The organism is Methanoregula formicica SMSP (assembly GCF_000327485.1).
GTDB lineage: Archaea > Halobacteriota > Methanomicrobia > Methanomicrobiales > Methanospirillaceae > Methanoregula > Methanoregula formicica.
The window spans coordinates 1,674,192-1,699,611 of the sequence record NC_019943.1 but is presented as its reverse complement, the minus strand read 5'-3'; the positions used below and the strand labels follow the sequence as shown (position 1 = coordinate 1,699,611).

Below are 25,420 nucleotides of genomic sequence, written 5' to 3'. Positions count from 1 at the left end.
GTGTTCCTGCGTTCAGAGGAACTCCCGCCCGTTCATGTACGGCCGCAGGACTTCCGGTATGAGGACCGAGCCGTCCTCCTGCTGGTTGTTCTCGAGGATCGCCCGCAGCACGCGGGAGGTGGCAATGGCTGTTGAGTTGAGGGTGTGCACGTGCTGCTTTGACTCAAAGTCACTCTTGTCCCGGACCCGGATATTGAGCCGGACTGCCTGGTAACTCGTGCAGTTCGAGCAGGAGACAACCTCCTTGTACGCGTTCTCGCGCGGCATCCAGACCTCGATGTCGTACTTCTTTGCCGCAACCGTACCGATGTCGCCCGTGCAGATGTTCACGACATGGTAGGGAAGGTCAAGCCCCTGGAAGATCTCCTCGGCATTGGCGAGCAGTTCTTCGTGGATCGTCCAGGAGTCCTCCGGCTTGCAGAAGACGAACTGCTCGACCTTGGTGAACTGGTGGACCCGGAAGAGCCCCTTGGTGTCAAGGCCGTGGGCGCCGATCTCGCGCCGGAAGCAGGGAGAGATACCGGCAAGCCGGAGCGGGAGGTCTTTCTCTTCGAAGATCTCGTCCTGGTACATCGCGCCGATGGGGTGCTCGCTGGTCGCGATGAGGTACGCGTCATCCCCGTCGATCTTGTACATCACTTTCTCGAAGTCGCCGAGATCGGTCACGCCCTCGTATGAGGTCCGGTTGATCATGTAGGGCGGGATGACGGGAGTGTAGCCTTTCTTTTCCAGGAGGTCTATCGCGTAGCGCTGGAGCGCCATATCGAGGAGCACGAGGTTCCCTTTCAGGAAATAGAAGCCTGCACCCGAGGTCTTGGCAGCACGCTCGAAGTCAGCCCAGCCTTTCTCTGTCGCGAGCTGGCCGTGGTTCTTCACTTCAAAGGAGAAGGTGCGGGGAGTCCCGACCCGCTTCACCTCTACGTTCTCCGAGTCGTCCTTACCGACCGGGACGCTCTCGTGCAGGATATTGGGCAGGCGCATCTGGATCTCGCGCATCCGTGTCCGGATCTCCTCCTGTTCAGTGTCGTGGTCTTTGATCTTCTTCGGGAGCGAGGCGGCCTCTTCCATCAGCGGTTTTGCATCCTGCCCTGCCTTCTTTGCCGCATTGATGTCGCGGGCAATGGTGTTTCTCCGCTGGCGGAGCTGGTCGGTCTCCACTTTGAGTTCGCGGGAACGGGCGTCCTTTGCGAGCAGCTCATCGACCCATGCGATCTTCTCTAGGTCGTTCCTTTTTGTGAGATCTGCCTTCACCACATCCGGGCTGGCCCGTACGAACTTTATGTCAAGCATCGGGAATTTTCCGCTCCTGCCTTGTTAGTACCAACAGGTTTGTTGCGATCTCATTTATCGGCTTTCCCTTGCGGTCTGCCCGTCCGCTTTATCAGCTCCTGTGTGCAACAGAAGGCTGATACGACATGGGCGATTTTACCTTCATCTGTAAAAACCTGAAAGGGACCGCACCCGGAAAAGGGCAGGAGTCCGGCATCGGCACCTGTGCAAAAAGCCTGGAGACCGGCGAATACTGCATTGCAGGCTCCGCAGAATCGGCAGCGGAGGGAAAGCGTCTCTGCCCGGCTGCGGATTACCTGAAGATCCTCTCGATACGGAAGCGGAAATAATTCCCCGGTTTTTCAGAATGCCAAGCCCGGCATATGATACGAATTACGCGGTCCGGACTTTGTATTCGAATACCCGGTCAATGACCGTGTATTCCTCGCCGGAATAATGCCGGGTCACGACTTCCAGCCGGTCCGCCTGCTCGGTTCCCTGGAGTTCGATCCTGCTGCCGATCTGGATAGGCTTGAAGGAGCCGGTCAGCACCTCGCCATCGGAGCGGGTGAGCCGGACGAAGATTTCGCGCACCCCGTACTGGCCCTTGCCCCCCATGTACTCGACCGAGATCATCCGTGTCCGCGGGTCGCGCTCTGTCTGTAAGACAATGTCCAGGTGCGCGGGGAGTGTCTGGGTAGGGCCAGGCACGAGCGAGATGTTCCTGGTTGGTGCCACTGATACCGCAGGCATCGCCGTGGTTGCCGCCACCGGAACAGGCGAGGGTGTCGTTTCCGGGACCACCCCCGGTGGAACTACCGGCTGGGATGAAACAACGGGGAGGGAGAGGAAACCGGAGAAGATGAGGACCGCCCCGGCGAGGATGAGAACGAGGATTACCGCAATCATCATGGTCCCCTGCCCGAGGCGCGCGGCGAGCCCGTGCGATCGCCCGGGCGGAATGGTTGTTTTTGCGGGAGGCACAGGAGTTTTTTTGGCAGGTCGCGGTTCCGGCTTTTCTTCCGGGGGCTCATGGGCGGGCCCCTTATCGTCCGGCACGTTCTTTGGGGAATCGGGATGCTTCGCGTTCTCCGGTTCATGCGGAGCCGGTGACTCTTCGCTTACCGGCACCCGTGATTTCTTTGCCGGAGTTTTTTTGGGAGATCCTGCATCGGGCTTGTCCTTTGTGCTCCCGATCATTGCCCCGCACGAGGGGCAGAAGCGCGATCCCGGTTCAAGGAGCGTACCGCAGAGCGAGCAGGAGGGGGGAGGGGCGATCCGCGCGCCGCAGGCCTCGCAGAACGGCTTGTCGGACGGTGCCGGTGCATTGCACCGCGGGCAGGATATCAGATTTCCCGGCTCATCCTTCTTGCGCGACCATGGCAGTTTCATGCGGACCCGACCGTTCCTGTTTTAAAACCTGTACTTCCGGTTTCCCGCCCATCAGTTAAAACCATCCGTGTCCGAAACGCGGGGGATGATCGGGAGGCAATAGTCTATGTGGGGGGACACCGTACCCCATGTACCATGAAGATCGCGGTCTGCGGCAAGGGCGGCGTGGGAAAAACCTTCCTTGCCGGGAGCCTTGCTGCTTACTTCGCGTCCATCAGCCGGCCGGTCATTGCCATCGATGCGGATTCTTCCCCGAACCTTGCGCTCACGCTCGGGCTTACCGAGGAAGAGGCCTCGCGGATCCAGCCGGTTGCAGAAAACGAAGAACTGATCCGCGTCAAGACCGCGACCGATCACCCGGGCGTTTTCCGGCTCTCGTTCTCGGTGGACGACATCATCGCGAAGTACGCGGTGCGGACCCCGTCCGGCGCCCATCTGCTGGTGATGGGGACGATCAAGGCTGCGGGATCGGGCTGCACCTGCCCCGCTCACTCGGTTGTCCGTGCCCTGATGCGTCATCTCGTTGTCGAACGGGACGAAGTTGTCATCCTCGATATGGAGGCTGGCATCGAGCATCTCGGACGGGGCACTGCTGCGCGGGTCGATGTACTCCTCGCGGTCTCCGACGCAAACAAAAAATCGCTCCTTGCCGCAGCCACCATCTGCCGGCTTGCGAACGAGGCGGGAATTCCGGTGGCAGGCATTGTCGCGAACCGGAATGCAACGCCGGAAGAGGAGAGGATCGTGCGGGCGTTTGCAGAGCAGCACGGCCTTCACGTAGTGGGCAATGTGCCCTACGATCCGGCAGTCACGGCAGCAGGCATCGCGGGCGAGCCTGCCGGTCCCCGGCAGTCCCTTGCATGGAATGCCGTGCGCGAACTTGCCGGTGCTTTGGAAAAAACAAAGAGGCCGGAAGACAAATCACGGGGAAACCGGAAGAACGGGGTGACCGTATGAAGACAATCGTGACCATGGGACGGGGCGGGACCGGCAAGACGACGTTTGTTGCCCTCATGGCAAAATATCTCATTGAATCGGGCAACGGCCCGATCCTTCTCGTTGACGCTGATCCGGACCAGAACCTTGCCGAGATGGTGGGTGTCGACCTCGAAGCGGCCGGGAAAAAGACCATCGCCGAACTGCTCTCGGAGACCTTCATCCAGCAGGGCGGGACAACAATCGGCATTCCCCCCTCGAAACGGATCGAGAACCGCATCTGGGAAGAGGGGCTCTACGAAGGGGAGCAGTTCGACCTCTTCTCGGTCGGGACAAAGTGGGTTGAGGGGTGTTACTGCCTGCCGGACGCGGCGCTCAAGAACGCGCTCTCCTCAATCACGCGCCAGTACACCTATATCCTCATCGATTCTCCGGGCGGCCTTGAACACCTGAACCGGAAGATCGCAAGCAACGTGGATGTCATCTTCGATGTCATGGGGCCTTCGTCCAAATCTTTCGCCCACGTTAAACGTGCACACCGGGTCATCAGCGAGGTCGGGATCCGGTTCGACCGCTTCTTTGTCATCGGGGGCTATGGCTTCACGGACGCTCCCGATCCTCAAGCGCTGGCGGGACTCGGCCTGCCCTATATCGGGAGGATTGCAGAGGACGAGACCATTGCGCAGATGGTGCTTTCCGGGAAATGCCTGCTTGATGCTCCTGCCGGTTCGCCGGCGTACCGGTCAGTCAGGGAAATTATCGGAAAAGCACTGTCAGAAAAACAGGAAAAGAAAATGGAATGAACACCGGGAAAAAAGGTTTTTTCCCCGTTTTCCCGTCCTCTTTTAATACACCAGCAGGAAATACGCCATCGCCGTTGTGAGAAATGCCCCGACGACGATGATGATAGCTACCGGCACAAGGAATCCTATCATGGCATTGACCGTTGATGCAATCTGGGAGATCCGCTGGGAGCCGAAGACAACAACATCCCGGCACCATGTGGTTGCGCCGGCAGAGCAGGCCGGTGCGGAATCTGCGATTGCTTCCCGCACCGCACGTTCGACATGAGGATAAAATGCATTGACCGGCACTTTCAGCCCCACCTGGTTCCTTCCTGAGATGGTGTTGACCACGTGCGTGTCAGTGGTCATGATCTCGCATTCGTCAACAAGGGAGAGCAGGCGTCTGCGGATCTCGTCGCGGGCGCCCGTGTGCATATTGTTGCCGTCAAAAAGGACATACGCGGTCTTCTGCCCGCCCGCCGTGATGACGAGGACCTGCACACCCAGGTCACCGAACCCGTCTGTCCGCGACCAGGGAAGGGTCTGGTGGGCATAGCCTGCCATGAAGGGGACCTGTTCCTGGTGTGCTGTGCCGGAAAAGGCGTCCTCTGCCGCAGCGAGATATTCCATGCCCAGCGCAGTACCGGAATAAACGCCGTCTGCGAGGGTGTCCATGCAGTTATGGGCGTCGATAAACCCGACGTGCCGGAACTGTTTTTCACCGGCTTTCATGATGGAGAATCCCATGGCAAAATCAAGGTCCTCTGTCACGAGCGGTGAACGGGTTGCGACAGCGATGACCGTGTCGCCGAATGCCTGCGCCATCACATCCACCGATCCGTGACGGTACCTGCCGGCTTTTGTGCAGAGGGTGCTGGTGCAGGATTCCGGCCGGGATGCGAGGACAGCAGCGCCGACCTTTTTCACTTCGGTCTCATCGACCGGGTTGAAGTCATGCGAGGCTGAGCCATGGAAGACCAGCGCAGCGCCGCCGATCTGCCCGTGGAGGATCTTCGGCAGGTTGCTGCCCCCGATCTCGCCCAGCGGACCCGGGTGGACATTCGGGATGGTGACAAAGATCTCCTCGTTACCTTCCCGCTGCAGCACGAGCGAGACCTGGGGCACGACAACGCTCTCCCCGATGCTCCGGAAGAAGTCGTCGAGTTTGTGGCTCCCTTCCGAAAGGTGGAGAAGGAACGCGTTCACCAGTTCCAGGGGGCCGACCTTGAAATTCGCTTTCATCGGGCGCTCGACAACGATGATGAAGACATAGACTCCCACGGCAAAACTGATGTGGAGCAGGATCGAGACCTGCACGAACCACAGGCCAAGGAACGGTGCCGCCCCGAGAATCGCGATGCCGGAGTGGAGGAACGCAGGGACAACCACGTTCCGGAGGTGGAAGTCGACGACGGCTGCTAGGAGGAGCATACGGAACGCGAAGACAAGGGCAAGCGAGATTGCAAAGAAGAGCGGGAACGAGAAGCGGAAGAGGAGGATAGGCGAGAGCGAGACGAAGAGCGAGATGATGAGGCCGAGAGCGGCCGTCAGCCCCGACCAGCCATAGTCGAGTTTCCCGCCAAACCGGCGGGCAAGCCCGGGAGTGAATGCAAGTGCAGCCAGCGCCGGGATGAGGTATACGGCAATCGGGAAGAGATTGGGATTGGTGAAAGACTCCCCGTTTCCGAGAATCGACATGATCTCGACACACCCGGAGAGGAGCAGGATGAGGGCGAGCGACCGTACCCAGGAGGGGCTGGTCACGATATATTTCGAAAGCGCCTCAAGCTTAAGGTCCATCTCACCGGACATTACCCGATCCTCCGGCATAAGCCATGCTGTTCATGGATATCCTGATGGGTCAGTTGGGCGTATGGACATAAAAGAACACAGGATTGACATGCAGCGATAACCAGACCCTTTCGCTGTTTCCCCATGGATGGTCGGGCTGGCATCCGCCAGACCAGCACAGAATGATTTCCCGGCATCGTTATCCCGGCCGGCACCGTTTCATTCCTCACTGGTATATTCCATCTCGCCCGGATGGTGCTGGTACTGGAAAGGATCTCCGCTTCCCTCCCATGGATTGCACTCACCATATTTCATGACCGGAAGAAGGCGGGGTGCTCACCGCCATTCAGGCCACTCCTGTACCGTTCCAATACACTTATTTTGCCCATATCACAATGTATAGTTGAACTTTTGGGGGATTGTTACGGTGAGCCGGAAGAGTGTCAGTTTCAGTATCAAGGAGATCAATTCAGATCTTGCACAGTTCCGCGATCTCACGGTTTCCATCGGCGCGATCACCCGCGAGCGCTGGGACGAACCAATGGGCCCCTCTCCATTCCCGTCGCTCACAACGCTCCGGCCGTGGGACCGCCGGCTCCTCTCCCGGTATAAACCGTTCTACATGCCGTTCTGCGACCTCTGCTGCCTCTGCACGTACGGCAAATGCGACCTGACCGGAAGCAAGAAGGGGGCCTGCGGGATCTCCATGCCCGCCCAGCAGTCCCGGATCGTCCTCCTTGCCGCGTGTGTCGGTGCCGCGACCCATACGAGCCATGCCCGCGAGATCCTCACCCACACGATTGAGACCTTCGGCCGGGAATGCAAAATCAACGTGGGAGGTACCGGAGTCGAGGTGGAAGCCCCGATAACACGGCTTGTCTGCGGGATAAAACCCGAGACGCTCGGCGACCTTGAGCCGGTGCTGGACTACTGCGAGAACCAGCTGACGCAGCTCCTCGCGGTCACCCATACCGGGCAGGAAGGCAGCAGCCTTGATTTCGAGTCCAAGGTCTTCCATACGGGCATGATTGACCATCTCGGCATGGAAGTAGCAGACATTGCACAGGTCTCGGCACTGGGGTTTCCCAAAGCAGACCCTGAGTCCCCTCTCGCGGATCTCGGCCTTGGGACCATTGACGCGAAGAAGCCGGTCATCCTTGTTATCGGCCATAACGTTCCCCCGGCTGCGGCCATCATCGATTACCTCCGCGACCATGGCAATGCCGGCGATGTCGAGGTGACCGGCATCTGCTGCACGGCGCTTGACCTCACCCGGTACGCGCCGAAAGCAAAAGTCGTCGGCCCGATCTCCTGGCAGCTCCGCTATATCCGGAGCGGCGTGCCGGACGTGATTGTTGTTGACGAGCAGTGCATCCGCACAGATACGCTGACAGAGTCAGAGAAGATCCATGCACCTCTCATCGCAACGAGCGAGAAGAACTGCCTGGGCCTGCCGGACATGACTGACGAACCAGCAGAAGCGATCGTTGCTGCCTTCACCCACGGCGATATTACGGGGGCACTTATCCTTGATGCGGAGAAGGTCGGGGAGGTCGCATCCCGCGTTGCCCTCGCGGTCCATCCCAAGCGGAAAAAACGCGGGAGCATCCCGACGAAGCACCAGGTCGCCGAGATGGCAAAGAAGTGCACCCTTTGCATGCAGTGCCGGCGGGCCTGCCCCAATGACCTGCCGGTGGCGCAGGCAGTCAAACTGGCGGCATCGGGGAACCTCTCCGGTTTGGACGAGCTCTATGACGAGTGCCTTGGCTGCGGCCGGTGCGAGTCCGCGTGCAAGCAGAAACTCCCGGTCCATACGCTCATTGTCGCCGCAGCGGAAAAGCAGACCCTTGATGAGACCTACTGTCTCCGGACCGGGCGCGGGGCCATCCAGGACATCGAGATCCGGAAGGTGGGCGGGCCTATCGTGCTCGGGGAGATCCCCGGCGTTGTCGCCTTTGTTGGCTGCGCCAATTTCCCCAAAGGTTCGCGGGAAGTGGCCGAGATGGTTGCCGAATTCGCAAAACGGCGTTACATTGTCTGCACCTCCGGGTGCGCAGCGATGTCGGCCGGTATGTACCGCAACGATGAGGGGAAGACCGTGTACGAGCAGTTCTCCGGCGCGTTCGAGGCCGGCGGGGTCGTCAACGTGGGCTCCTGCGTTTCGAATGCCCACATTGCCGGTGCAGCGATCAAGATTGCCAGTATCTTCGCCAAAAGACCCCTGCGGGGGAACTATGAGGAGATTGCCGATTACGTGTACAACCGTGTCGGTGCCGTTGGCGTTGCGTGGGGTGCCATGTCCCAGAAGGCGGCAGCGATCGCAGCCGGGTTCTGGCGGCTGGGCATCCCGGTTATTGTCGGCCCGCACGGCACGAAATACCGCCGGATGCTGCTTGGCCGTGCAGACCGCGACAGCGACTGGATGGTGCATGATGCCCGGACCGGCGAGAGCGTGTACGGCGGCCCGGTTCCCGAACACCTCTTCATTGCGGCCGAGACCAAGGAGGAGGCGATGGTGCTGATCGCGAAACTTGCCATGCGGCCGAACGATACCGGGAAGGGCCGGGCAAACAAGCTCGCAAATTATATCGACCTCCACAAGCGCCACGTTGGCGGTATGCCGTCGGATGTGTACCGCCTTGTCCGGACGCCGGCCGACATCCCCCTGACGCTGAAAGACGAGGTGGACGCCCACCTCGCGGAGCATGACTGGAAAGAGTCGGCAATTCCCGATCCCACGCTGCTCTCCCGCATGGTGCATTCACGGAAGGTGGCCTGACCATGCCGATGACGGATGCCTGGCAGACCGCGGAAATCGCCGGCCCGAAGAAAGCTTCGCTCATCCTCAAGCCGGATATCGCCGATGCCCTGATCAGCCGCGCCAAGCGCCCGATCATGATCGTGGGCCATGGTATCGTTGAATACGAAGTCAACGGCAAACCGATGATCGAGTGCCTGATCGCCCTTGCACGGAAGGCGGTCATTCCGGTTGTTGTGTCGGCAAGCACCAACCGCGAATTCCTCTCCCGCGAGTTCGAGCCTGCTGCTGTCATGTCCGCAGTCGAAATCAGCAGCCGGCTCACCGACCCGGAGTGGAAGGGCCTTGACGGGAAGGAGCCGTACGATCTTGCCATTTTTGTCGGCCTCCCGTACTCCATGGAGTGGACGATCCTCTCCGGTCTCAAGCATTTTGCGCCGAATGTCAAGACCATGACCTTCGACTGCGTGTACCAGCCCAACGCAAGCTGGTCGTTCCCGAACAGTACTATAAAAGACTGGGCAGCGAACCTGAAGGGTATTGTCGAGAACCTTGAGGACTAGGGCGCGGAGCATACCATGTTTGAGAATATCCCGGTGGAAGTTGGTCTTGTCCATGAAGGGGAGCGTGTCCGGAAGAACGACATGCAGGTGGAACTGGGCGGCCCGCAGGAGCCCGTAAAGTTCGAGATCGTCAGGGTCCGCCCGGCAGATGCCGTAGAAGACGGGAAGATCCTCATCAACGGCCCGGACCTTTCGGATATGGCCGAGGGGAAGCATTACCCGCTGGGCATCATTGTCGAGATTGCCGGTGCAAGACTCGAGCCGGACCTTGAAGGTGTTGTCGAGCGTCGGATCCATGAATATTGCAACTATATCGAGGGCTTCATGCACCTCAACCAGCGCTACGATATCTGGATACGGCTATCGAAGAAGGCATTTAAGAAGGGCCTTGCCTCCCTCCGTTTTATCGGGGAGGTGATGGTCGATCTCTTCCGGAAGGAACTGCCCCTCATCGAGAAGATCCAGGTCACGTTCATCACGGACCCTGCACTCGTCACACCCCTCTATGAAGAGGCCATGAAGACCTACGAGGCCCGTGATGCCCGCGCCCGGGGGCTTTCCGATGACGATGTCGATGTCTTCTATGGCTGCGCACTCTGCCAGTCGTTTGCCCCCACGCATGTCTGCGTCATCACCCCCCAGCGCTATGCCAACTGTGGCGCCATCAGCTGGTTCGACGGGCGTGCTGCAGCAGGAGTTGATCCCAAGGGGCCGATCTATGCGATTGAAAAAGGTTCGTGCATTGATCCTGAGAAGGGAGAGTATTCCGGCGTGAACGAGAGCGCAAAACAGCGCTCCATGGGAGAAGTAAGCCGGGTCCACCTCTACTCTGCGTTCGGCTATCCCCACACGTCCTGCGGGTGTTTCGAAGGCATTGCGTTCTACATCCCGGAAGTGGACGGCTTTGGCATCGTCCTCCGCGGGTTCCGGGACGTGACCGTGAACGGTCTCCCCTTCTCCACGATGGCAGATTCAACGGCCGGGGGACGGCAGGTCGACGGTTTCCACGGCATATCCCTGGAGTACATGCGTTCACAGAAGTTCATGGCGGCGGATGGTGGGTATGATCGCGTTGTCTGGATGCCGCAGGAGACAAAGGAACGGCTAAAGTCGTTTATACCGGAATCCGTGTACGGGGCTATTGCCACCGAGCAGGACGCAAAGACACTTGAGGAGCTGAGATCGTTCCTCCTGTCCCATAATCACCCGGTTACGAAGCGGTGGGAAGAAGATACTCCCGCTGATGCTGGTGATACGACACCCGGGCGACAGGAAGTCAGTCTGTTCTCGGGACGCGACATCCCGCTCAATGCCGGCGGGTTCCGGATCATCCTCAAGAATGCCAGGATCACTGCTGAGAAAGTGATCATCCAGCCGATCCGTCCGGGAGGTGAGCGCCATGGCACGCAGAAACCGTGAGAACAACACCCCGCCCATCGATGCAGCGCAGCTCTTTGCCCTTGCCCCGCAGCTCCGCGAGCTCCTGAAAGGTGTCAGCCAGGTCGAGCTCGAACATTTCTCGATGGAGATTGGCGACCTCGATCTCTTCATCCCCCTGTCGGGAGGCAATCCGGCACCAGCAATCCCCGGTGTGCCTGCTGCACCGGCACAACCTCCGGTAAAACCCGCAGACCTGATCCGCGAGTCCTATGTCCGGACAAGTTCCGATTTCCCCGGCAGGATCCGCGAAGTGCGTCTGGGTGCAACAAAGGCGGAAGGAGGGAGCCGCTGCCGGTCCATTACCATTGGCGGTGCAACAGCCCCGGCCTACTCGGACCCGGCCCGGCCCCCGCTCCATTCCCCGGTCATCTCGCTCGATGTCTTTGACATGCCGGTGACCCTCCCCCGGGTCCTCCGGGAGAATGTTGCTGATGTCATCGAGGACCCTGCCGAATGGGCGAAGATGAACGTGAAGAAGTTCGGCGCTGACGTGGTGACGGTCCACCTGACCAGCACCGACCCGCTCTTCCGCAATGCACCGGCCTCGGCAGCGGTAAAAACAGTCGAAGAGGTCCTCCAGGCTGTCGATGTCCCGCTTATCATCGGCGGGTGCGGCGACCCGAGAAAGGACGCTGAAGTCTTCTCTGCAGTCGCTGAAATGGCGGAAGGCGAACGGCTCCTGATCAACTCGGTGACCCTTGACATGGCCGAGGCCGGGACCCTTGAACGGGTTGCAACCGCGGCACGCGACCACGGGCACGCCCTCCTTGCATTCACCGGCCTTGACCTGAATAATGCGAAGGAGCTCAACCGCCGCCTGTACGAGTATATCCCGCCGGAGCAGATCGTCATGGACCTGACCACGGTCGCTCTCGGGTACGGCCTTGAATATTCCTTCACCATTCATGAGCGGGCCCGGTATGCTGCCCTCATGGGGGACGCTGAACTCGCCCACCCGACCATCTCCGCCGCCACCAATGCCTGGGCTGCCCGGGAAGCATGGATGAAGATGGCCCCTGAATACGGTTCGCGTCAGCTTCGCGGCCCGGTCTGGGAGACCGTCAATGCGCTCACGCTGCTCCTCTCCGGCGTGGACCTCTTCCTGATGATGCATCCCGCAGCAGTCCTCACCATGCGGGAGGTCATCCCTCGGCTTCCGACTGTCGGGACTGCCCAGGCCGGACAGATCGCAAACTGGGTGGGGGTGCGCATATGACCGCAGCACCACCAAAGAAGAAAAAGAGCATCCGCGAGATCAGCCCGATAGATGTGTACAAGCTGCTCCCCCGGACCAACTGCGGGGAATGCGGCGAGGCAAACTGCATGGCCTATGCCACGCGGCTCGTCAACGGGGAACTCCTCCTTACTGACTGCCCCCCGATCCATACGGACGAATACCCGGGTCCGCGGGAGAAACTGGAGATTCTCCTTGCCCCGCCCGTCCGGACGGTCACCATCGGGACCGGCGATTATGCCATGGATGTCGGCGGAAAATACGTGCTGCAGCGCCATGACTTCACGTACCATAACCCGACGCCGATAGCCATTGATGTGAATGACCTGATGCCAGAAGAGGAACTCATCGAGCGTGTCCGCCGGATCGGGGACTTTTCGTACAATTACATTGGCAGGAAGCTGACGCTCAATGCGATTGCCGTCCGCTCGGTCTCGAACGACCCGGAGAAGTTCCGAAGTACTGTAAAGGCGGTTTCCTCGGCCAGCCGCTTCCCGCTCATCCTCTGTGCACTGGACGCACGGGTCATGTCTGCCGGTCTCGATGCTGCAAAAGGCCGGCGCCCCCTCATCTATGCTGCCACGGAGAGCAACTGGAAGGAGATGGCGGATCTTGCCCGTGCCCACAGTGCCCCGCTCGCGGTCTTTGCCCCGGACAACCTTGTACTGCTCCGTTCCCTTGCTGCAACCCTGCTTGCCTGCGGTGTCCGCGACCTTGTTCTCGATCCCGGCACGTTCCCGGACGAAGGGCTGGGCGATACCATTGCCAATTTCACGGCCGTCCGCACCGCAGCCACAAAGCAGTTTGACGATCTCTTCGGCTTCCCGCTCCTCGGTGTCCCGCTCACGGTCTGGGCCGGCAGCGAGCTCTCCGAGGATGTCCTCAAGTGGCGGGAGGCTATCACCGCATCCATGCTCATCTCGCGCTATTCCGACCTTCTCATTATGCACAGCCTTGACGGCTGGGTGCTCCTCCCGCAACTCATCTGGCGGTTCAACCTCTACACCGATCCGCGGAAACCGGTCTCGGTCGAGGCCGGTGTCAGGACATTCGGCCGGCCGGATTCGAGTTCGCCGGTTCTCATAACCACCAACTATGCCCTCACGTATTTCACGGTTGAGTCCGACATCAAGTCGGCGAACCTTGACTGCTATCTCATTGTCGCAGATACCGGGGGGCTCAGTGTCGAGAGCGCGGTTGCCGGCCGGAATTTCACGGCTGAGGGCATTGCGCAGGCACTCCGGGAGAACAATGCTGCCAGCCTTGTCAGCCACACTACCCTCATCATTCCGGGACTTGCCGCACGGCTGAGCGGGGAGACCGAAGAGGCGACCGGCTGGAAGATCCTGGTCGGGCCCAAGGACTCCTCGGGGATCTCGCAGTTCCTCCGCGACCGCTGGCATGTGGAAAGCTGATCGCCATGTTCCCGGCCACCCGAAATCCTGCAATAATGATCGTGATCTATTACCCCCGACGCTACCAGTCGCCACCTTCCCGCGGTGTCTGAGATGACCGGTACTTGCCAGGTCTTCTTCTCTCCAATGGGGAAAACGGTAACGGTAGCGGCGGGTTCAACCGTCCTTGCTGCAATCCGGTCGGCCGGCATCCTCGTTGAGAGCATCTGCGGGGGGAAGGGCGAGTGCAACAAATGCAGGGTGATCCATGTTCGGGGAGACTGCGATGCGGATGCCCCGGCAGCAGTCCGCGGGCTTACCGAACAGGAAGTGCAGAAGCACTACTGCCGGGCCTGCCAGACACATGTCTCTGGCGACTGCGAATTCATCATCCCCATCGAGAGCCGCACGGATTCCCCGAAGATCTTACAAAACCACCATGAATCTATCAGCGAGATCGATCCGGCGGTGACAAAACACCGGATCACCATCACCCGCACGGACAGCCATAACCTTGCCCACCGTTCGATCCAGCTCGAAGGATACCGGGGCCCCCGTCCCCACATGACCCGGGACCAGCTCCAGCGGATTACAACCGCCCATGACACCTGTACTGTGACCATCACGCGGTCCGGAGGATTCCCGGAGGTCATCCGCATTGAGGATGGCGATACCACTTCGCGGAATTACGGGCTTGCAATCGATCTTGGCACAACGACCGTTGTCGGCCTTCTCGTTGACCTGAACACCGGCAGGGTTTGCGCCGGGGCATCTGTCCTCAACCAGCAGATCACGCACGGAGAGGAGCTCCTGACCCGGATCGCCATGGCAAAAACCGAGGCCGGGCGGGTAAAGCTCCAGTCAGCTGCAACCGGGAGCATTAATGCGGTGATCCGGCAACTCACGAAAGCGTCCGGCATCGATACAGGAGACATCTGTGATACCTGCATTGCCGGCAACACGGTCATGGCCTGGCTGCTTCTTGGGCGGGATCCCTCCCCGCTCGAGCTGGCAAATGCCGAGATCCCGCGTGAGCCCGCCATTGTCCTGGCCGGGACGCTGGGCATCTCCATCAATCCCGATGCACGGGTTTTCTGCCTTCCCGACGTGAGCCGGTTTGTCGGGGGCGATGCCGTGGGGGATGCCATCACATCCGGCATGCACCGTTCCGGCGAACTTTCCCTGATTGTCGATCTCGGGACCAATGGCGAGGTGATCCTGGGCAATGCGGACTGGATGGCCTCGGTCTCGTGCGCATCCGGCCCGGCATTCGAAGGTGCCGGTATCTCGTCGGGGATGCGGGCCATGAGCGGGGCAATTGACCACGTGACCATCGACCCTTCCACGGGTGCTGTCGCGTTCACGACCATTGGCGGTGCAAAGCCCCGGGGGATCTGCGGATCCGGGATCATCGATGCGGCTGCGGCCATGGTGGCAGCGGGCATCCTCGATTTTACCGGGCGGATCATTGCCGGCAAACCCGGTGTACGGGATGGGCCTGAGGGTCCGGAGTATGTCCTGGTACCGGGAGAGAAAACTGCCACCGGGCAGGATATCCTGATTACGAAAAACGACATGGCCTACCTCATCGATTCCAAAGCAGCCGCATGCGGGGCAATCGGAGTGCTGATGAATACGTACCGTGTCGGGACCTCCGATGTCCGCCAGGTCTTCCTTGCCGGTGCATTCGGAGCATATGCGGATACAAAGAAGGTTGTGGAATTCGGCATAATCCCGGATTTTATCCATGCTACCATCCACGGTATCGGCAACGGCTCCCTTTCGGGAGCATGTGCAGCGCTCCTCTCGCAAAAGAAGAGAGAAGAGGCAGTGGATATTGCCCGGAGGATGGTCTACATCGATCTGCTGGTGGATGCCGATTTCATTGAGGAGTATGCGGCTGCCGTCTATATCCCGGGCAAACCCGAGTATTTCCCCCGCCGCTGACTGCACGGAACGCTCCGTTATGGCTGGCGGCTAGCAGGAAGCGGTCATTGCCATGATACTGAAGGGGACACAACGATGCCGGTGAACAAGGATTCGCTGCAGGCATCCTGGGAGGCAGATTACCGGACGAAGGGGCGGCTGTACGGTGGTTCGGCGAGAGAGCTGCCACCCTTCCCTTCCGGAACGCGGGTCCTTGATCTCGGTTGCGGCGATGGCAAATCCGTGGTATCCATGCTGGATTCCGGGTGGCACGTGACTGCGACAGATTTCTCTCCCGCGGCGGTGTCTCTTGCCAGAGACGCGGCAGGGAGGAGGGGATCAGCGGTTTTTGTTGTCGGAGATGCCCTGCTGCTCCCGTTCCGCGACACGACGTTCGATGCCGTGACTGCTATCCACCTGCTGGGGCATTGTTATAGCGATACATTGCGTATCGTTTCCCGCGAAATTGACCGCGTACTTCGCCCGGGCGGAAGCATCTATGCAGTGGTCTTCTCGCAGCAGGACTTTCGCTGCGGCACCGGTAAGGAGACCGGCCCTGCAATGTATGTGCGGGGAAACGGCATCATGACACGGTATTTCACGGAACCGGAAGTTTCCCTGGTCTTTCCAGGATATTCTATCCGGTCTATTGAGCGTTGCGAATGGATGCTCCGTGTCCGGGGAAGGGAGTATCTCCGGTCCGAGATCGTTGCCCTGTTCTCAAAGCCCGGATGATGCATTCCGGCGTGGATCATTTTTATGCTATCGGCGCCCATCTTCCCTCACAGGAGAATCCCGATGAAGAAGACATACCTGGTGTTATGGATTGCTCTCCTCACCCTGCTGACCTGCATTCCCGGCGCAGCTGGTCTCGGTGGCGATGAAGGGTGGATAACGGTCTGTTGCAATGTGGATGGCGCTTCCGTGTACTTTGACGGTAAGTACATGGGAGAGACCAGCGGCGGATCGTACACGGCTGTTGTTTATACAACCGGTGCACCCTACTCAATGGCAACCGTGGAAAAAAGCGGGTACACCACTGCAACGGCATCGCTCACTATGCCCGGGAAGGGCCAGACAACAACGGTCTACACAACCTTAAACCCGGTCGTGACCCCGGTCCCGGTGCGGTACGGATCCATCTTCGTGAGTTCCCAGCCCTCCGGTGCGGAGATCTATTTCAATGGCGACTATCGCGGTCTCTCGCCCCTGACCATAGCCGACGTCTGGCCCGGGCGTTATACAATCCGGGCAGAGAAGACCGGCTACCAGGACTATTCAACAACAGCATATGTCTCGTCCGGAACGCAGACAACCGTGCACTGCCCGCTGACTCCCCACGTGGCAACCGGCTCGCTGTACGTGATATCCTCACCCACCGGATCCAACATTTACCTTGACGCTGCATACAAGGGGACCACGCCCCTGACGATCAGCAACATCGCTTCCGGGACCCATATCCTGGAGGTCGACCATGCCGGATATTATGACTGGAAATCAACGGTCAACGTCCCTGCCGGTGGCACACGCACTATCGATGCAACGCTGAACCCGATGCCGTCATCCACAACCGGCTGGGTCTATGTCTCTTCGAGTCCCGGCGGGGCATCGGTAACGCTTGACGGGACCATCATGGGCGAGACCCCGTCCTCGGGCTCGCTGAAACTGAACAACATTGCCACCGGGACCCATGCGGTTGTCTTAAACCGCCCCGGCTACCGGCAGTACTCTGCAACGGTCTCGGTGTTGCCAAATACCGTGACGGAAGTGAGTGCGCTCCTCCAGCCGACCGTGGCGCCCACCGGTTCCGGCGGCCTCACGGTAACGTCAACCCCGGCCGGTGCCAATGTCTTCCTCGATAATGTCTTTGTCGGGATCTCCCCCCTCACCCTGCCGGATGTCACGGCCGGGACTCACACGGTGTCCATGAAGCTGGACGGGTACCAGGAGTACTCTGTTTCAACGCAGGTGAACAGCGGGGCAGTCAGCACAGTCTCCGCAGCTCTCACGAAAGTGACGCCGACACCAAAGTCGTCACCGGCCCCCATCGTTGCCGGCATAGCGATCATCGGTGCAGTTCTGCTCCTCCTCCGGAAGAAGGACTGAACAGCGCTCTTTTTTTAAAGTTTTTCTTGGCTCGCATACGGCCAGGTTCCACGGCCCGAACCGTTGTCAGACTGTGAGGATGAGAAAAATCCGAAAGACTCTTCGCGGTGCGAGGATCGGCAGACACCGAGCGCCCGTGGCTTTCTCCCTGACTAACAATAGCCCACACAGGTTTTCTCCAGAACGTGCTATGACATCCAGTGGCATAGAATGCGGATGAAAATTATGGGGATTTTCATACCCGTCAAAAAACAGGAAAGGAGATTATCTTCTGCGAACTGCCCAGAGCGCAATGCAGAGGGCGATGGCAGCACCCGCGGCAAGCGCGCCAACCGGCGCTTGTGTCGGTGTGGCTTCGACAGGTGCAAGATAGACCGAGAGCCGGATTGTCCCACCATCACTGACGGTAACGTCTTTTGTTACAGATGTATAGCCCTCTTTTTTGAAGGTGAGTGAATGTGCCCCGGCAGGGATATTTCTGAAGACTGCGGGTGTAGTACCGATACTGGCACCGTCAAGCCAGATCTCGATCCCATCCGGTGATGAGGTGACATTGATGGCCCCTGTCTGTGCAGGGACAGCGGGGGTTGCAGGGAGTGTTGCGGTTGTGGTTGCGGCGGCTTTTGCAGAAGCGGCCTTCACCGGATCGATAATCGTATGGGTTATCGAAGGAAGCGATTCGACATCCGAGAAGGTACGGACGTACCCGTCCGAAAAGATCAGGGTTGCTGTTGCCGGTGAAAAATCAGCGGAAATGACGCTGCTCACGGCAGAGTTCTGGAGAGCGATTTCAGCTTTCCGGAAGTCCATGGAACTGGTCTGGTAATCGGTTCCCTGGGGGGTGTCATAGGTACTGGCGAATTTTTTCAGGATAATGGTGGCGCGGGAACGGTCCATCGAGACGAGTGTCGGGGGTTCGGAACTGCTGGAGAGCCCTTTTATGAGCTGCTCCTCAAGCATGGACTGCGGGATGGCATTCTCGATCAGGCCTTCGAGAGTGAACCGGAAGACTGCGGTGGCATCCCCGTTTTTGTCTATCGTGATGTCTAGGGAATCGGCAGTAAATGCCTGGACCGGCACAGTAAGAAAAAGTGCCATACACAGGAGGATAATTGCCATGCGGGAGTGTGAAACGCTGTATCGTGCCATAAGGAAATTCCTTCTGCGCAGGTATCCGGGATTATCCTTTTATCGGAACCAGCCCGGGGCGCAATATCTGGTTATGAGGTTTCTTGGGAAACCCGTTAAGTATTTTCCTTTCGGTAATTTCCTTTGAATAACCACCGACCTTAAGTGGACCAATGACGCATACGTACAAGAGATATGATCGATTCGGTCCTTCAGATTCTCCTGACCATTGACCAGCAGCTTCCTGCAGTTGTCAACGAATACGGGATCTGGACCTATGTCATCCTGTTTGTCATCATCTTTTTTGAAACCGGCCTTGTGATCACACCGTTTCTGCCGGGTGACAGCCTGCTCTTTGTCGGGGGTGCGGCTGCCGCAAGCGGTATCCTGGATCTCTGGTCCCTGATTACCGTGATCATTGCCGGTGCAGTGCTCGGCGACACGCTCAACTACTGGATCGGCAACTGGATCGGCCTCCGTTTTTTCTGCGAACGGTACCCGAACCTTGTCAGGAAAGAGTACATTGACCGGACGAACGGTTTTTTCGAGAAGTACGGGGGGGCAACCATCTTCGTTGCCCGGTTCGTCCCCATGGTGAGGACGTTTGCCCCCTGCCTTGCCGGCATAGGGACCATGCAGTACCGCCGGTTCCTCCTCTGGAATGTCCTCGGTGCAATAGCGTGGTCTTTCAGCCTTGTATTGGCAGGATATTACCTTGGCACCTTCTCTATTGTAAAAGAGAACATGAGTCTTCTCATGATCGGTGTCATTCTCCTCTCCCTGGGAACAATCATTTTTATTATCGGTAATCTTGTCGCAGCATACCTGAAGCGGAAGAAGGAAACCGGCGAGTCCCTCCCGTGAACGCGCGGGGTGTCTTAACCCGCATTTCATCTCTCTTTGTTTTCTCCCACCGGCTTTTTCCCGAAGGAATACGAAGGATTCGTATCTGTTTTTACTGATGTCGGGCAGGGAAAAAGGTGGGTGGATCAGACTTCCTTTCCCGTATGCATCAGTTTAAGCGCTAAGGCAAGGCCGACCATGGAGGCAGGAATAATGAGGGCCTCCCACCGGAGCGATTCGGAGCCGACAACGACGACATATTCGAGCAGGTTCACCGCAAGGATAACGATGATGGCCTGCACAAGGGTTGTCTTGAGCTGGCTGATTGTCTCGATATGCAGCCATTGCGGCAGTTTCAATGTAGCGTCGTCTTCCCGGTTGATGAACAAGGTGTAGACCCCGTACGAGAAGATGAGGAGGACAAGCGCAAAGAGGAATGCATCGACCGCCTGGATGAGGGCAACGGAGGCGGCTGCATTCTCACTCAGGTGACCCGGCAGGGTTATGACGCTGCGGCCGAAAAAGAAGACCTGCCAGGCTTCAAAGGTATGCAATGCACCGGACAAAACATCAGGACAGAGCCGGCAAAGAGTGCGACAACCGCGACGATACTGATATAGTGCAGGGCATAAAACCGGGCAAACATCACCCGGACTTAAACTTCGTGCAATAAACGCCTGGCGAAAAATGATCAGGAAAATTACGGTGACCGGGTGATGATAAGCCCGGTATTGTCAACCTTCGTGGCGATGGCTATCTTCAGGCCGAGGGGGTCGATTAATCTCTTCATCGCGTTTTTGTCAAGGCCGGTCACAACTGCAATGGATGGCCCGACTGAACTCATGCCAACGAACTCGAGTTTCTTCTCGCGCAAAAGATTCATGTAATGGTAGATGCCGTAACTGTGGTGCTCGACTTCAGCCCGCTTCGATCCCCGGAACTCGATCTCCCAGATGACCTCGCCGATCTTTTTGAGATCATCGTGCTCCAGTGCCGGGACGAGGTCCATTAAGAAGAAGTAGGCCTTGAGCTCCCGGTCCCGGTAATCGAGCGTCCGGGCCTTGTTCATCAGGAGGTCGAACTCCTGCGTGCCGGCCGAGGAGATGTCGGTTGGCGGGATGATGATGTAGACATTCTTCCCTTCGGCAAAGGCATGGTGGTACACAAGTGAGAGCTCGTCTCCCATCAGTGCCATACCCCCGTGAACGCTCACGGCAGGGCCGACACCGGTCTCGAACCCGAATGCAATGTTCCCGTCAGCAGTCTCCTCGACATAGTTATGCCCGATGAGGTGCCGGAGCTGGGTGACGGTGAGCGGGGATCCAACGGCTTCGTTGAGGGCCGTGGCAACCGCGATCATGACGGTACTCGTGGAGCCGAGACCCACGTGCTTGTGCTCGTGGTCGGTAACTTTCACCGAGAACCCTCCCTTGTATCCCGTGACTTTCCGGAAGACCTGGATGAAATTCTCGATGATGGGAGCCCGGTTGTAGTCGATATCGATTGCCTTCTTCGTGCACCGGACTTCTGCGGTACAGTAACACTGGATGGCAAACCCGATGCCCCCCCCTCCCGGGTGGTCCGGCGCAAAACGGTTCATGTCAAGAACGGTAAGGTGGATGCGGGCCGGAGCCCTGACATGCACTTTCTCGCGTATGGGGCGAAGAGTGAATTTCTTCTTCTCAAGTCCCAGTGTCTTGAGATTTTTGCCGGGTGCGAAGGTGGAAAACTCGTATTCAACGAGATCGAGATCGCCCCCGCGTATCTTCATAATCGCCATGGGTATCAGATCCCCTTTGTTACATCCGGCGCATAAGGTTTCTTATTCGCATGTGAATTGGTGCACGGGGATGGAACATCTGTTGTTGGAGGACTCTCTGTGCAAGCCATGACGCAAGGGGGCTTCTTATTGTCAAAGGATCTGCCGGGAATCAGCGTGATGATGGCCGGTCAAAGAAGATGTTCTTGCCGGTTGCCGAGAGCGGGATCGCGTAGGCGACCGTGCAGTCCTGTGGCACAATCCCGAGATTGCGGGCTGCAACCCCTCCGGAGTACATGATCCGGTTGTCGGCATTATGGACCTGGGCTGTCTTCACTGCGGAACCGATGGCAATCCCAAGGTCGGCCATGCGGATGACACAGTTCGGGCCGTCAAAGAAGGGACCCCCCTTCTTCTTCGCTTTTCTTGCCTTCTCGAGTGCGGCACAGGTGGGAAAGCCGCATCCCCCGCAGTTGATGCCTGCAATCGTATCTCCGCGCGAGGCAACAACGACACAGGCATCGGACGCAGCAATATTCTTTGCATCGCGGATGAAGAACCCGATGTGCATCTCTTCGCCAATCGTTTCGAGCCGGGCAGCAAGCTTCTTTGTTGCTTTCTTGTCAAGCACGCGGATCTCCAGGGTATCCTCGCCTTTGCCTTTCGGAGCCGTGCGGGCAGAAAGAGCCATCAGGTCAGCAACAGCCAGTATCGCATTCTGTTCCGGGGTCATAAAGGGATATGCGCTGCCAAAAAGAAAAAAGGATGCGTATAATAATACTGCGATGGCGGTTGTCAGTCAACCCGGAATGCGACCCCGGTGAACTCGGCTATGACACGCTCGCCGGCATATACAAGCACCCGGCAGGTGTCGCAGGAGCCGTTGTCACAAACACGTTCTGCAATGGCAACGAGCAAACCTGTCCCCGGGACAAGGTACTGGATATGGATCGAGACGGCAACGCGGTGGATGCCTGCACAGTTCTCGGCAATACCGAATGCCTGGTCGGCAAGGGCGGCTATCGCCCCGCCATGGACTACTCCGGAAGGGTTTGCTTTTCCGGTGCAGTCCATGGTAACCCGCGCGTAACCGTCCCGGGCCTCCTCAATCACCATCCCCAGGAGGCGGGCGAATTCACTGACATTGAATTCCCGGATCTTGGCCTTGATGGGGTCATTTTCCGGCATGGTTTCAGGAATGGAAGTCATGGTAAAATTACAGTCCCGGCAGTTATCCCTTGTAATCTTTCCGGGTATAGGAGTACTTGTCTGTCTCACCGCCATCGGCTACGATATACACCCATTCATACAATGACTGGAGTGTCCCGAACTGCTGGTAGCGGCGCATCGAAAAGCCAACCTTGAGCCGGCCGTCGAACGTTATCTTGCCGAGATCGTTCAACCGCATCGCGATCTCGAGGTCATCGCCTGCGTCAATGCACCGGTATCCTCCAGCCTTGATAAATGCGCCTTTCCGGAACGCCGTGTTGCACCCGAGCGTATAATAAAAGGTCCGGCTGTAATAGCCGATCCGCGAGAAGGTGTTGGCAAGGAAGAGGGAAAATTTGTTCCGGAGCCCCTCCTCGATAGGGTAGACCGGACCGTAGAGCTGGACAAGTCTGGGGTCCGCCGCAAAGTCATCGGCAATCCGCTTGATCCAGCCCGGGGGAAGGATGCAGTCGGCATCGGTTGTTGCAATGATGTCCCCCCTGGCTGCCATCACCCCGTCGTTCCGGGCGCCCCCGACCTTGCGGCTGGTCTGGGTAAAGACCTTGTCTGCGTACTTCCTTGCAATCTCGCAGGTGTTGTCTTTTGAACCGCCGTCAACAACGATGATCTCGTACTCGGTTCTCGGGATTGTCTGGTGCGTGAGCGAGACAAGGCACTGGGCAATATTCTCTTCTTCATTGAACGTCGGGATGACAACTGAGATCATCGGGATGCAGACTCCTGCCTAGGTTTTTGGCACAGCGGATAATAAGGGTGATGCCGGATAGTAGTCAGCCGGTCCTGTCCTTTCCGAGGAAATCGAAGACAGAACGGATGACGCCGTCCATGTTCAGGTACTCGAACTGGGCAAAGCGTCCAACGAGGGGTATGCCGGCGCTGGTGCAATAGTCTTTGACTATGGCGATGTTCTTCTGGTACTCAAGGTCGTACACAACATACGCGAAAGGCTGGCGTTCAACAGCGCTGAACACAACCTGATCCCGCGTGCAGAATCCCATCTCTTCCAGCATACGGGTCGCCTCTCCGATCAGCGCTGCATCGGGCAGCGTTGCGACTTCGTCGCCCGGCTGGTAGGTGATCTCGGCAAGGATGGAACTGCATCCTTCCGGCGCAGCATGACGGCTGAAGTTCGAAGGGAAGGAGAGCCGGTTGGTCATCCCGAGTTTCTTGTCCGGGATGTACATCCAGGAGATGGGGGGCAATGTTCCCTGTATGCCGATAGTGATGCATGCGATGGAATTGTACACCAGGGCTTTACAGGCGGCTTGTACTTCTGCCGGGACATGGTCAAGGCAGGGGAGCAGGTGCTGGACCGGAATCGTGCAGATGATCCGGTCAGCAGGGATCGTTTCGATGCCATTGCTGACCAGCCAGGCCGTGCCCGTCTTCTTAACAGACGTTACGCGGAAGCCGGTGCGGATGAACTTCTCCACGGGCTTTGCGATTGCCCTGACAAGTGCTTCGATGCCCCCGTCGAGCGGGTAGGAGAAGACCGCCTGGTGGGTATAACCCTCGGTCTCGATCCCGATTGCAGATTTGATGATGTCCTCGACCGGGGGGCGGGGGATGCGGCCGTCCACCCAGTGGAGCGACATCTTCTCCGTGGGGTACTTCCAGATCTTCTCGTTATACGGCACCATGTAGCATTCTGCGAGACCGGATCCGAATGTGAAATAGATCCACTCCCGGAAGTTGCCGGGTTCTTTTACCTCTCCTTTCTCGACTGCGATAAGGTTCTGGACAAACCCATTGATGCAGAGGAACCTGTCTTCAGGAGGAAGTTCAGAAAGACCGTTCTCGAAGGGGTACTTGACAAAGGATCCCTTGTAGAAGATCTTGGTATTCCGGTTGTTGCGTTGTTCGTTTCCCGCAATCATCCTTCGCATGAACGCGAGCACTTCGGCGTCGCGGGAGAAGATGATATGGGACCCGCCGATGTCAAAGGTGAAACCGTCCCTTGTCACGGAACGGCAGAGCCCGCCAATCTCCGGCTCCGCTTCAAGGACAATTACCTCTTCTCCCCGCTCGTGCAGGAGCCGGGCAAGGGTAAGCCCGGTCAAGCCTCCGCCAAGAACTGCTGTTGTCACTGCACCATAGGTTAGCCTGCCGGCCATATATTCATAGGGGTGAAAACTCCGGCATGTGAAGAATGACTACAGCGCCCTGTTGATGGTTGTTGGTGGCGGTGCGCACTGGCCTTTTGAACAGACAAGGCCGGCCGGGCAGTTGTTGCTGCAGATGCCGCAATGGTCGGGGTCGGTTTCAAGGTTGAAACACCCTTCGACACACGCAGTCTTCCCGGCCGGGCAGTCCAGCATACAGTGGCCATTGACACAGGCCTGGCCCCGGGGGCATGCATTGCCGCAGTAACCGCAGTTGCTGCTGTCGGTCAGGGTGTCCGTACAGTTTGTACCGCAGAGCCGCCGGTCTGTCGGGCATGTGCTATGCTTTGGGGTCGTCACGGTTGTCGGGATTGCGGTTGGTGACGGCGTTGCAGTAATCAGGGGTGTTGTGGAGATCGCTGGTAATGGTGCTTCGGTCTCAATAATGACATACGATGACGGAGTCCTGTTGGCCGCGACCGGATTTCCGGTTGCATTTCCCTCGCTCTTCAGGAAAATCGCGCCAACAGCAATGGCAATGATGATTCCGGTTGCAAGGATGACAATCAGGACCTTTTTCGAAAAGGCCGGTGCACGGGGGGTTTGTTCATTCCCGTCAATCTCCGTAACTGTCCCGAGTTGTGCACCGCACTGGCCGCAGAACTTGTCAACGGGTTTTGCGGGTGCACCGCAGGAAGGGCAGGAACGCAACAGGGATCACCGGATCTCGCTTTACACTCCTTTCCCGGCAGGAAGAAAAAAGG

23 protein-coding genes are annotated in these 25,420 nt (G+C 58.4%); 12 read left to right on the top strand and 11 right to left on the bottom strand.

All coding sequences use genetic code 11. The features are described from left to right. Positions 1-12 precede the first annotated feature (12 nt). Positions 13-1,290, bottom strand: a complete 1,278-nt coding sequence (serS, locus tag METFOR_RS08490) for a serine--tRNA ligase (RefSeq protein WP_015285717.1) — start codon at positions 1,288-1,290, stop codon at positions 13-15. Between the two features lie 125 nt (positions 1,291-1,415). On the opposite strand from serS, the gene METFOR_RS08485 reads away from it, so the two are divergent. Next, on the top strand, positions 1,416-1,619 hold the full coding sequence (locus METFOR_RS08485) for a hypothetical protein (RefSeq protein ID WP_015285716.1): 204 nt from the start codon (positions 1,416-1,418) through the stop codon (positions 1,617-1,619). Between the two features lie 43 nt (positions 1,620-1,662). Here METFOR_RS08485 and METFOR_RS14565 read toward each other — a convergent pair whose 3' ends face one another. After that, positions 1,663-2,661 (bottom strand): zinc ribbon domain-containing protein, encoded by a 999-nt coding sequence (locus METFOR_RS14565; RefSeq protein WP_015285715.1) that lies wholly within the window; start codon positions 2,659-2,661, stop codon positions 1,663-1,665. Between the two features lie 135 nt (positions 2,662-2,796). Here METFOR_RS14565 and METFOR_RS08475 point away from each other — a divergent pair, with 135 nt between their 5' ends. Then, the gene (locus METFOR_RS08475) at positions 2,797-3,618 is read left to right on the top strand and encodes an ATP-binding protein (protein ID WP_015285714.1); all 822 of its coding nucleotides are present in this window, start codon (positions 2,797-2,799) and stop codon (positions 3,616-3,618) included. Next, on the top strand, positions 3,615-4,400 hold the full coding sequence (locus METFOR_RS08470; RefSeq protein WP_015285713.1) for an ATP-binding protein: 786 nt from the start codon (positions 3,615-3,617) through the stop codon (positions 4,398-4,400). Before METFOR_RS08475 ends, METFOR_RS08470 begins: the two co-directional genes overlap by 4 nt. Positions 4,401-4,442: 42 nt before the next feature. Here the strand turns inward: METFOR_RS08470 and METFOR_RS08465 are convergent, their stop codons facing one another. Further along, positions 4,443-6,194 carry a DUF2070 family protein gene (locus METFOR_RS08465; RefSeq protein WP_015285712.1) on the bottom strand — a complete coding sequence of 584 codons (1,752 nt, stop codon included), beginning with the start codon at positions 6,192-6,194 and terminating at the stop codon, positions 4,443-4,445. 406 nt (positions 6,195-6,600) lie between these two features. Here METFOR_RS08465 and cdhA point away from each other — a divergent pair, with 406 nt between their 5' ends. From cdhA to METFOR_RS08425, 8 genes are all read left to right on the top strand, one after another. Beyond that, on the top strand, positions 6,601-8,952 hold the full coding sequence (cdhA, locus tag METFOR_RS08460; RefSeq protein WP_015285711.1) for a CO dehydrogenase/acetyl-CoA synthase complex subunit alpha: 2,352 nt from the start codon (positions 6,601-6,603) through the stop codon (positions 8,950-8,952). 2 nt (positions 8,953-8,954) lie between these two features. Then, entirely contained in the window at positions 8,955-9,494 is a 540-nt protein-coding gene (gene cdhB / locus METFOR_RS08455) for a CO dehydrogenase/acetyl-CoA synthase complex subunit epsilon (RefSeq protein ID WP_015285710.1), read from the top strand. Between the two features lie 15 nt (positions 9,495-9,509). Continuing rightward, on the top strand, positions 9,510-10,913 hold the full coding sequence (gene cdhC, locus METFOR_RS08450; RefSeq protein ID WP_015285709.1) for a CO dehydrogenase/CO-methylating acetyl-CoA synthase complex subunit beta: 1,404 nt from the start codon (positions 9,510-9,512) through the stop codon (positions 10,911-10,913). Continuing rightward, positions 10,894-12,150: a CO dehydrogenase/acetyl-CoA synthase subunit delta gene (gene cdhD, locus METFOR_RS08445; protein ID WP_015285708.1), complete on the top strand. Its 1,257-nt coding sequence runs from the start codon at positions 10,894-10,896 to the stop codon at positions 12,148-12,150. The genes cdhC and cdhD overlap by 20 nt, the downstream gene beginning before the upstream one ends. Beyond that, positions 12,147-13,583, top strand: a complete 1,437-nt coding sequence (gene acsC, locus METFOR_RS08440) for an acetyl-CoA decarbonylase/synthase complex subunit gamma (protein WP_015285707.1) — start codon at positions 12,147-12,149, stop codon at positions 13,581-13,583. Before cdhD ends, acsC begins: the two co-directional genes overlap by 4 nt. Positions 13,584-13,676: 93 nt before the next feature. Then, entirely contained in the window at positions 13,677-15,509 is a 1,833-nt protein-coding gene (locus METFOR_RS08435; protein WP_015285706.1) for an ASKHA domain-containing protein, read from the top strand. 75 nt (positions 15,510-15,584) lie between these two features. Continuing rightward, positions 15,585-16,223: a class I SAM-dependent methyltransferase gene (locus tag METFOR_RS08430; protein ID WP_015285705.1), complete on the top strand. Its 639-nt coding sequence runs from the start codon at positions 15,585-15,587 to the stop codon at positions 16,221-16,223. Between the two features lie 63 nt (positions 16,224-16,286). Further along, a complete protein-coding gene (locus METFOR_RS08425) occupies positions 16,287-17,594 on the top strand; it encodes a PEGA domain-containing protein (protein ID WP_015285704.1) in 1,308 nt (435 codons plus the stop codon). Between the two features lie 264 nt (positions 17,595-17,858). Here METFOR_RS08425 and METFOR_RS08420 read toward each other — a convergent pair whose 3' ends face one another. Next, positions 17,859-18,743 (bottom strand): PEGA domain-containing protein, encoded by an 885-nt coding sequence (locus tag METFOR_RS08420; protein WP_015285703.1) that lies wholly within the window; start codon positions 18,741-18,743, stop codon positions 17,859-17,861. A 174-nt stretch (positions 18,744-18,917) separates the two neighbouring features. On the opposite strand from METFOR_RS08420, the gene METFOR_RS08415 reads away from it, so the two are divergent. Next, positions 18,918-19,586: a VTT domain-containing protein gene (locus METFOR_RS08415; protein ID WP_015285702.1), complete on the top strand. Its 669-nt coding sequence runs from the start codon at positions 18,918-18,920 to the stop codon at positions 19,584-19,586. Between the two features lie 125 nt (positions 19,587-19,711). Here METFOR_RS08415 and METFOR_RS08410 read toward each other — a convergent pair whose 3' ends face one another. The 7 genes from METFOR_RS08410 to METFOR_RS08380 all read right to left on the bottom strand — a co-directional run bounded on the left by METFOR_RS08410 (position 19,712) and on the right by METFOR_RS08380 (position 25,367). After that, positions 19,712-20,119, bottom strand: coding sequence for a YqhA family protein (locus tag METFOR_RS08410; protein ID WP_015285701.1), 408 nt, complete (start codon positions 20,117-20,119; stop codon positions 19,712-19,714). A 146-nt stretch (positions 20,120-20,265) separates the two neighbouring features. After that, complete coding sequence (locus METFOR_RS08405; protein ID WP_015285700.1) at positions 20,266-21,345, bottom strand: GHMP family kinase ATP-binding protein; 1,080 nt, start codon at positions 21,343-21,345, stop codon at positions 20,266-20,268. A gap of 151 nt (positions 21,346-21,496) precedes the next feature. Then, positions 21,497-22,057 (bottom strand): ferredoxin domain-containing protein, encoded by a 561-nt coding sequence (locus METFOR_RS08400; protein ID WP_015285699.1) that lies wholly within the window; start codon positions 22,055-22,057, stop codon positions 21,497-21,499. 62 nt (positions 22,058-22,119) lie between these two features. Beyond that, entirely contained in the window at positions 22,120-22,512 is a 393-nt protein-coding gene (locus METFOR_RS08395; RefSeq protein ID WP_015285698.1) for a PaaI family thioesterase, read from the bottom strand. Positions 22,513-22,555: 43 nt separating this feature from the next. Then, positions 22,556-23,260 carry a glycosyltransferase gene (locus METFOR_RS08390; RefSeq protein WP_015285697.1) on the bottom strand — a complete coding sequence of 235 codons (705 nt, stop codon included), beginning with the start codon at positions 23,258-23,260 and terminating at the stop codon, positions 22,556-22,558. Between the two features lie 64 nt (positions 23,261-23,324). Then, complete coding sequence (locus METFOR_RS08385) at positions 23,325-24,668, bottom strand: protoporphyrinogen/coproporphyrinogen oxidase (protein ID WP_015285696.1); 1,344 nt, start codon at positions 24,666-24,668, stop codon at positions 23,325-23,327. Positions 24,669-24,707: 39 nt separating this feature from the next. Then, the gene (locus METFOR_RS08380; RefSeq protein WP_015285695.1) at positions 24,708-25,367 is read right to left on the bottom strand and encodes a zinc-ribbon domain-containing protein; all 660 of its coding nucleotides are present in this window, start codon (positions 25,365-25,367) and stop codon (positions 24,708-24,710) included. Between the last annotated feature and the right edge of the window lie 53 nt (positions 25,368-25,420).

Excerpts from the sequence above, each read along its gene's own strand:
- serS (WP_015285717.1), bottom strand. The coding sequence starts at position 1,290 with ATGCTTGACATAAAGTTCGTACGGGCCAGCCCGGATGTGGTGAAGGCA.
- METFOR_RS08485 (WP_015285716.1), top strand. The coding sequence starts at position 1,416 with ATGGGCGATTTTACCTTCATCTGTAAAAACCTGAAAGGGACCGCACCC.
- METFOR_RS14565 (WP_015285715.1), bottom strand. The coding sequence starts at position 2,661 with ATGAAACTGCCATGGTCGCGCAAGAAGGATGAGCCGGGAAATCTGATA.
- METFOR_RS08475 (WP_015285714.1), top strand. The coding sequence starts at position 2,797 with ATGAAGATCGCGGTCTGCGGCAAGGGCGGCGTGGGAAAAACCTTCCTT.
- METFOR_RS08470 (WP_015285713.1), top strand. The coding sequence starts at position 3,615 with ATGAAGACAATCGTGACCATGGGACGGGGCGGGACCGGCAAGACGACG.
- METFOR_RS08465 (WP_015285712.1), bottom strand. The coding sequence starts at position 6,194 with ATGTCCGGTGAGATGGACCTTAAGCTTGAGGCGCTTTCGAAATATATC.
- cdhB (WP_015285710.1), top strand. The coding sequence starts at position 8,955 with ATGCCGATGACGGATGCCTGGCAGACCGCGGAAATCGCCGGCCCGAAG.
- cdhC (WP_015285709.1), top strand. The coding sequence starts at position 9,510 with ATGTTTGAGAATATCCCGGTGGAAGTTGGTCTTGTCCATGAAGGGGAG.
- cdhD (WP_015285708.1), top strand. The coding sequence starts at position 10,894 with ATGGCACGCAGAAACCGTGAGAACAACACCCCGCCCATCGATGCAGCG.
- acsC (WP_015285707.1), top strand. The coding sequence starts at position 12,147 with ATGACCGCAGCACCACCAAAGAAGAAAAAGAGCATCCGCGAGATCAGC.
- METFOR_RS08435 (WP_015285706.1), top strand. The coding sequence starts at position 13,677 with ATGACCGGTACTTGCCAGGTCTTCTTCTCTCCAATGGGGAAAACGGTA.
- METFOR_RS08430 (WP_015285705.1), top strand. The coding sequence starts at position 15,585 with ATGCCGGTGAACAAGGATTCGCTGCAGGCATCCTGGGAGGCAGATTAC.
- METFOR_RS08425 (WP_015285704.1), top strand. The coding sequence starts at position 16,287 with ATGAAGAAGACATACCTGGTGTTATGGATTGCTCTCCTCACCCTGCTG.
- METFOR_RS08420 (WP_015285703.1), bottom strand. The coding sequence starts at position 18,743 with ATGGCACGATACAGCGTTTCACACTCCCGCATGGCAATTATCCTCCTG.
- METFOR_RS08415 (WP_015285702.1), top strand. The coding sequence starts at position 18,918 with ATGATCGATTCGGTCCTTCAGATTCTCCTGACCATTGACCAGCAGCTT.
- METFOR_RS08405 (WP_015285700.1), bottom strand. The coding sequence starts at position 21,345 with ATGGCGATTATGAAGATACGCGGGGGCGATCTCGATCTCGTTGAATAC.
- METFOR_RS08400 (WP_015285699.1), bottom strand. The coding sequence starts at position 22,057 with ATGACCCCGGAACAGAATGCGATACTGGCTGTTGCTGACCTGATGGCT.
- METFOR_RS08395 (WP_015285698.1), bottom strand. The coding sequence starts at position 22,512 with ATGCCGGAAAATGACCCCATCAAGGCCAAGATCCGGGAATTCAATGTC.
- METFOR_RS08390 (WP_015285697.1), bottom strand. The coding sequence starts at position 23,260 with ATGATCTCAGTTGTCATCCCGACGTTCAATGAAGAAGAGAATATTGCC.
- METFOR_RS08385 (WP_015285696.1), bottom strand. The coding sequence starts at position 24,668 with ATGGCCGGCAGGCTAACCTATGGTGCAGTGACAACAGCAGTTCTTGGC.